Consider the following 6670-nt stretch of genomic DNA (forward strand, 5'->3'; position numbering starts at 1 on the left):
TTGTCCTGATTTAAATTTAATCCACTATAAGTGGGGCACAATATAAAAAACAGAGGTCGTCTGAAAACCCGAAATACGGTTTTCAGACGACCTTTTTCTTACGCCTTATTGTATTTTGCGAACCTTATTCGCCGTAATAGGCTTTGGTCAGGATTTCTTCCATGTCGGCGACCAATGCCAGACGCGGGTTGGCGGGGGTACATTGGTCTTCGAAGGACAGCATTGCCAGTTCTTTGCGGCCGTCGATGAAGGTTTTTTCGTCGAGGCCCTGCTCTTTGAACGACATTTTGATGCCGACGTTGACCGCCAGTTCGTGACAGGCGCGGGCAAAGGATTCTACGCCTTCGGCCGGGGTGGCGCACGGCAGGCCTAAGGTACGGGCGATTTCCTGATATTTCAGGTCGGCTTTGTAGTAGTTGTACTTCGGCCAGGTGGCGGTTTTCTGCGGGCGCGTGCCGTTGTAGCGGATGACGTGCGGCAGCAGGATAGCGTTGGCGCGGCCGTGCGGAACGTGGTATTTGCCGCCGATTTTGTGCGCCATCGAGTGGTTGATGCCGAGGAATGCGTTGGAGAACGCCATGCCTGCGATGGTGGAAGCGTTGTGCATGTGTTCGCGCGCTTCGGGGTCGGACGCGCCGTGTTTGTAGGAGCGTTCGAGGTATTGGAACACGAGCTTGATGGCTTGCAGGGCGAGGCCGTCGGTAAAGTCGTTGGCGAGCACGGAAACGTATGCTTCTACGGCGTGGGTCAGTACGTCCAGACCGGTGTCAGCGGTTACGCCGGCGGGGACGGTCATGGTAAACGCGGGATCGACGATGGCGATGGTCGGGGTCAGCGAGTAGTCGGCGATAGGGTATTTTTTGTCGCCGTCGCTGATGACGGTAAACGGCGTAACTTCGGAGCCGGTGCCCGATGTGGTGGGGATGCCGATGAATTTGGCTTTGCGGCCCAACTCGGGGAAGCGGAAGGCGCGTTTGCGGATGTCCATGAATTTTTGGACGAGGTCTTCAAAATCGACTTGGGGCTGTTCGTAGAAGAGCCACATGGCTTTTGCCGCGTCCATCGGCGAGCCGCCGCCCAGCGCGATGATGGTGTCGGGCTGGAAGCTGCGCATCAAATCGGTGCCTTTATAGACGGTTTGGACGCTCGGATCGGCCTCGACATCGGTGAAAAGCTGGATGGTTACTTTGTTTTTGCGTTGGTGGAGCTGGTGGGTCACTTTATCGACGAAGCCCAAATCGACCATCGAACGGTCGGTCACAATCATGACTTTTTCGCAGTCTTTCATGTCTTGCAGGTATTGGATGGAATCGCGCTCGAAATAGATTTTGGCGGGTACTTTGAACCATTGCATGTTGTTTCTCCGACGGCCTACTTTTTTGATGTTTAACAGGTTGACTGCGCTGACGTTGCCGCCGACGGAGTTTTTGCCGTAAGAGCCGCAGCCCAAGGTCAGGGACGGCAGGAAGGCGTTGTAAACGTCGCCGATGCCGCCAAAGGTGGAGGGCGAGTTCCAAATCACGCGCAGGGCTTTGACGCGGGTGCCGAAGGTTTTTGCCAATTCATGGTCGGCGGTATGGATGGCGGCGGAGTGTCCCAAGCCGTCGAAGGCGACCATTTGTTCGGCAAACTGCAAACCTTGTTCGGTGGAATCCGCTTTGAGCATCGCCAGTACAGGCGAGAGTTTTTCGCGGGTCAGCGGCTCGTTGGGGCCGACTTCGCGGCATTCGGCGATGATGATGTTGGTTTTTTCAGGGACTTTAAACCCGGCCTGTTCGGCAATCCACGCCGCCGGTTTACCCACAACGGCGGAATTGAGTTTCGCGCCGCCGCAGTTGGCGCAGTTTGCCGTTACGCCGAAGATGAAGTCTTCGAGCATGGCTTTTTCTTTTTTGTTGGCGAAGTACACGCCGTAAGATTTGAACTCTTCGACCAACTCTTTATAAATCTCTTTGTCGGCGATGACGGCTTGTTCGCTGGCGCAAATCATGCCGTTGTCGAACGCCTTGGACATCACGATGTCGTGTGCCACCTGTTGGATGTTTGCCGTTTTTTCAACATAGGCAGGCACGTTGCCCGCCCCGACGCCGAGCGCGGGTTTGCCGCAGGAATAAGCGGCTTCCACCATTGCATTGCCGCCGGTCGCCAAAATCGTCGCCACGCCCGGATGCTTCATCAGCGCGGAAGTGCCTTCCATAGACGGTTTTTCAATCCACTGGATGCAGTTTTCCGGCGCGCCGGCGGCAATCGCGGCATCGCGCACGATTTGGGCGGCGTGGGCGGAACACTGCTGGGCGGAAGGGTGGAACGAGAAAATAATCGGATTGCGGGTTTTCAGCGCAATCAGGGATTTGAAAATGGTGGTGGAAGTCGGATTGGTGGTCGGCACGATACCGCAGACGACCCCGACCGGATCGGCGATTTCGGTGATGCCGGTTACATCGTCTTCGCTGATGACGCCTACGGTTTTCAAATCACGCAGGCGGCGCACGACGTTTTCGCAGGCAAACAGGTTTTTGGTTGCCTTGTCTTCAAATACACCGCGTCCCGTTTCTTCGACCGCGTGCATGGCGAGTACACCATGTTTGTCCAGCGCGGCAATGGAGGCTTTGGCAACGATATAATCAATCTGCTCCTGATTCAGCTTGCGAAACTCGTCCAACGAGCGCAAACCCTTTTCAACCAAACTGTTGACCTCGGCGATGGCGGGGCTGACGACATTGTCGGCTGATGCGTTCATGGTGTATCTCCTTGATATAAGGTGGCAATAAAGACGATAAATTTTCACTACGATTACTATAAGTAATTTTGTTACATTTCTCTTTGACTTACATCACAAACCATGCATGCTGTTTTCAGACGACCTCTTTCAGGATTTTTCTGTTTTTAATACATTGAAATAAAATCATTTTAACGAGTTTGATAAAAGAGGCCGCCGAGTCTTCCCCTTTTGCCATATTGCTATTGTTTTGCCCGCCGCAATTCATATGAAAATGAAATTTTTTGAATTTTGTATCGAAATTACAAAACAACCTTTCAAACAAAATTTGCAGGCAAAACGGACAAGGTCGTCTGAAAACCAAATTAAAGTTTTCAGACGACCTTGTCGCATATTCACAAGAGATTGTCGGGAAAACGATAGTTTTTTTCTACAATTTCAGATATTAAACTTATAAAATACAACCATTCTCATTTGTACAATGAACGGAGAAATTGATGTTCCGACCCAATCTGACCGCTGCCGCCGTTGTGGCCGCTTTATCTTCCACTGTATTTGCCGCCGAAACGGTCGAGCTGGATACCGTCCATGTGAAGGGGCAGCGTTCGTATAACGCGATTGCCACCGAGAAAAACGGCGATTACAGCTCGTTTGCCGCCACCGTCGGCACAAAAATTCCCGCTTCTTTACGCGAAATTCCGCAATCCGTCAGCATCATCACCAACCAGCAGGTAAAAGACCGCAACGTTGATACCTTTGACCAATTGGCGCGCAAAACGCCGGGTCTGCGCGTGTTGAGTAATGACGACGGCCGCTCATCGGTTTATGCGCGCGGCTACGAATACAGCGAATACAACATCGACGGTCTGCCCGCGCAGATGCAGAGTATCAACGGCACGCTGCCCAACCTGTTTGCCTTCGACCGCGTCGAAGTGATGCGCGGCCCGAGCGGCTTGTTCGACAGCAGCGGTGAGATGGGCGGTATTGTGAATTTGGTGCGCAAACGCCCGACCAAAGAGTTCCAAGGCCATGCAGCGGCAGGGTTTGGTACGCACAAACAATATAAAACCGAAGCCGACGTTTCAGGTCCTCTGAACGCCGACGGCAGCGTTCGCGCCCGTGTGATGGCGCAAACTTCGGGCGCGTCTCCCCGTCCTGCCGAGAAAAACAACCACCACGAAACCTTCTACGCGGCGGCGGATTGGGACATCAACCCCGACACGACTTTGGGCGTAGGCTATCTCTACCAGCAACGCCACCTCGCACCGTACAACGGCCTGCCCGTCGGCAGCAGCGGTAATTTGCTGTCCCTGCCCAACCACACCTTTGTCGGCGCGGATTGGAACAAATTCAAAATGAACAGCCATGACGTGTTCGCCGATCTGAAACATTATTTTGACGACGGCGGCTACGGCAAAATCGGTATGCGCTATTCCGACCGCGATGCCGACTCCAACTACACCTTCGCCGCCAACAAACTTTCTGCCGACAATAAGGCAAACGTCGTCGGCTTAGGCACGGAAATCAAACAAAAAGCCTTCGCAGTTGACGCCAGTTACAGCCGTCCGTTTGCCTTGGGCAACACCGCAAACGAACTCGTCGTCGGCGCGGACTACAACCGCCTGCGCAGCACCAACGAACAAGGCCGTGCAGCCGTTGCGCGTAATGTTGCCTTGGGCGATTTCCACTCTGTTCCCTATGTCAACCTGATGCAGAACGCCCGTGCCGGCGCGCGTGGTTACAGCCATACCGTCGCTACTGAAAACCTTGACGAATTCGGCGTTTACGGCAAATCCGTCTTCCATCCGGTCGACAGGCTGTCGCTCATCGGCGGCTGGCGTTTGGGACACTACAAAATCGAAGCGGGCGAAGGCGACGAGTTGCACAAAGCCAGCAAAACCAAGTTCACCGGCTACGCAGGCGCAGTTTACGACTTGAACGACAACAACAGCCTCTACGCCAGCTTCTCCCAACTCTACACGCCGCAAACCAGCCTCGGCACCGACGGCAACCTGCTCAAACCGCGCGAAGGCAACCAGTTTGAAGTCGGCTACAAAGGCAGCTACATGGACGACCGCCTCAACACCCGCATCTCCCTCTACCGCCTGAAAGACAAAAACGCCGCCGCACCGCTGAACCCGAACAACCGCAACACCCGTTACGCCGCCTTGGGCAAACGCGTGATGGAAGGCGTTGAGACCGAAATCAGCGGCGCGATTACACCGAAATGGCAAATCCACGCAGGTTACAGCTATCTGCACAGCCAAATCAAAACCGCCGCCAACTCGCGCGACGACGGCATCTTCCTGCTGATGCCCAAACACAGCGCAAACCTGTGGACAACTTATGAAGTTACGCCCAAGCTGACCCTCGGCGGCGGCGTGAACGCGATGAGCAGCATCTCCTCGGCAGCAGGGCTGCGTGCAGGCGGCTACGCCACATTCGACGCCATGGCGGCATACCGCTTCACGCCTAAACTGAAGCTGCAAATCAACGCCGACAACATCTTCAACCGCCACTACTACGCCCGCGTCGGCAGCGCAAACACCTTCAACATTCCCGGCTCGGAGCGCAGCCTGATGGCAAACCTCCGCTACGACTTCTAAAAACGGGAAAAGCAAAAGGAAAACAAATCACCGCCAAAAACCAGAAGACCAACACATTACGGAAACAGACCGGACAGGCAGGGAACACCACCTGTCCGGTTTTATCATTTATAGTGGATTAACTTTAAACCAGTACGGCGTTACCTCTCCTTACCGTACTACCTGTACTGTCTGCGGCTTCGTCGCCTTGTCCTGATTTATGTTAATTCCACTATAAGTTCATGTTTGACATAGAGAAACAGCAGATATAGCCCAAAGGTCGTCTGAAACATCCGACAACCCGATAACACACACCCCACCCCACCAACACAACCGACAACCCCGCCATGACCTCACGCACCGCACACTGGCAAGCCGCCCGCCTGCTGCAAGCCGAAGAAACCCACATCCGCTCCGAGCACACCGGCCGCAGCTACCGCATCCAAACCGCCGCCGTCGGCGACCCGCCCCCGCAAGGCTATCCCGTCCTCCATATCCTCGACGGAGATGCCTTCTTTCCCGCCGCCCTCAGCATGGCGCAATCCCTGCTCATCAACCCCATGACCCGAAGCCGCGCCGCCTGCCTCATCGTCAGCATCGGCTACCCCAACGGCGAAGTCCGCGACCTGACCCAACGCGCCCTCGACTACACCCCACCCCTGCCCGAAACCGCCACCGAAGCAGACCGCCGCCAATACGGACAAGCAGACCGCTTCGCCGCCTTCCTCGACCGAGAACTCGCCCCGACCCTTGCCGCCAAATACCCCGTCAACCCCAAAGAACAAGCCCTGTTCGGACACTCCTTCGGCGCATTGTTCGGACTCTATTCCCTCTTCACCGCCCCCGACCGCTTCAAACACAACCTGCTCGCCTCCCCCTCCGTCTGGTGGCACAACCGCCGCGTCCTCGACTTCCTCCCGTCCGCCCTTCCCGCCGACACCGCCGTCCGCATCAGCGTCGGCGAACACGAAGGCCGTAGCAACCGCCCCGAACAAATCGGCAGGGAAATGGTCGCCCAAGCCAAACTGCTTGCCGGCACCCTCCAACACCTCGGCGCAGACGCACAATTTACCCTCTACCCCAACGCCAACCACGGCAACACCCCCTTCTACGCCCTCCCCGACCACATCGAATACCTCCGCCAAGCGTGGCAGAAGAAATAAACCGGCAGAAACGACAAGCCGTATTCCAAACAGAGAGGAATACGGCTTGAGTGATGACGGTTGGGGATTTTCAGACGACCTTGGATTCAATTTTTTATGCAATCAACGCAGGTTTTATTCAATTAAATTGGAAACCCAACCCGTAGCGTGGGCTGTGCCCACGAAATCTGCCACCTAATAATCTGAATCAGTTATCTTTGTCC

General features: G+C 55.1%; 3 protein-coding genes. 2 read left to right on the top strand and 1 reads right to left on the bottom strand.

Annotated features, from left to right (window positions below; translation table 11 throughout):
- Positions 1 to 124: 124 nt before the first annotated feature.
- Positions 125 to 2740, bottom strand: coding sequence for a bifunctional acetaldehyde-CoA/alcohol dehydrogenase (gene adhE / locus HMPREF3277_RS03070; RefSeq protein WP_070870008.1), 2616 nt, complete (start codon positions 2738 to 2740; stop codon positions 125 to 127).
- Between the two features lie 476 nt (positions 2741 to 3216).
- Here adhE and HMPREF3277_RS03075 point away from each other — a divergent pair, with 476 nt between their 5' ends.
- Complete coding sequence (locus tag HMPREF3277_RS03075; RefSeq protein WP_070870009.1) at positions 3217 to 5325, top strand: TonB-dependent siderophore receptor; 2109 nt, start codon at positions 3217 to 3219, stop codon at positions 5323 to 5325.
- Between the two features lie 326 nt (positions 5326 to 5651).
- The gene (locus HMPREF3277_RS03080) at positions 5652 to 6467 is read left to right on the top strand and encodes an alpha/beta hydrolase (protein WP_070870010.1); all 816 of its coding nucleotides are present in this window, start codon (positions 5652 to 5654) and stop codon (positions 6465 to 6467) included.
- The last annotated feature ends 203 nt before the right edge of the window (positions 6468 to 6670 follow it).

This window comes from Neisseria sp. HMSC70E02 (assembly GCF_001838645.1).
In the GTDB taxonomy this organism is placed as follows: domain Bacteria; phylum Pseudomonadota; class Gammaproteobacteria; order Burkholderiales; family Neisseriaceae; genus Neisseria; species Neisseria macacae.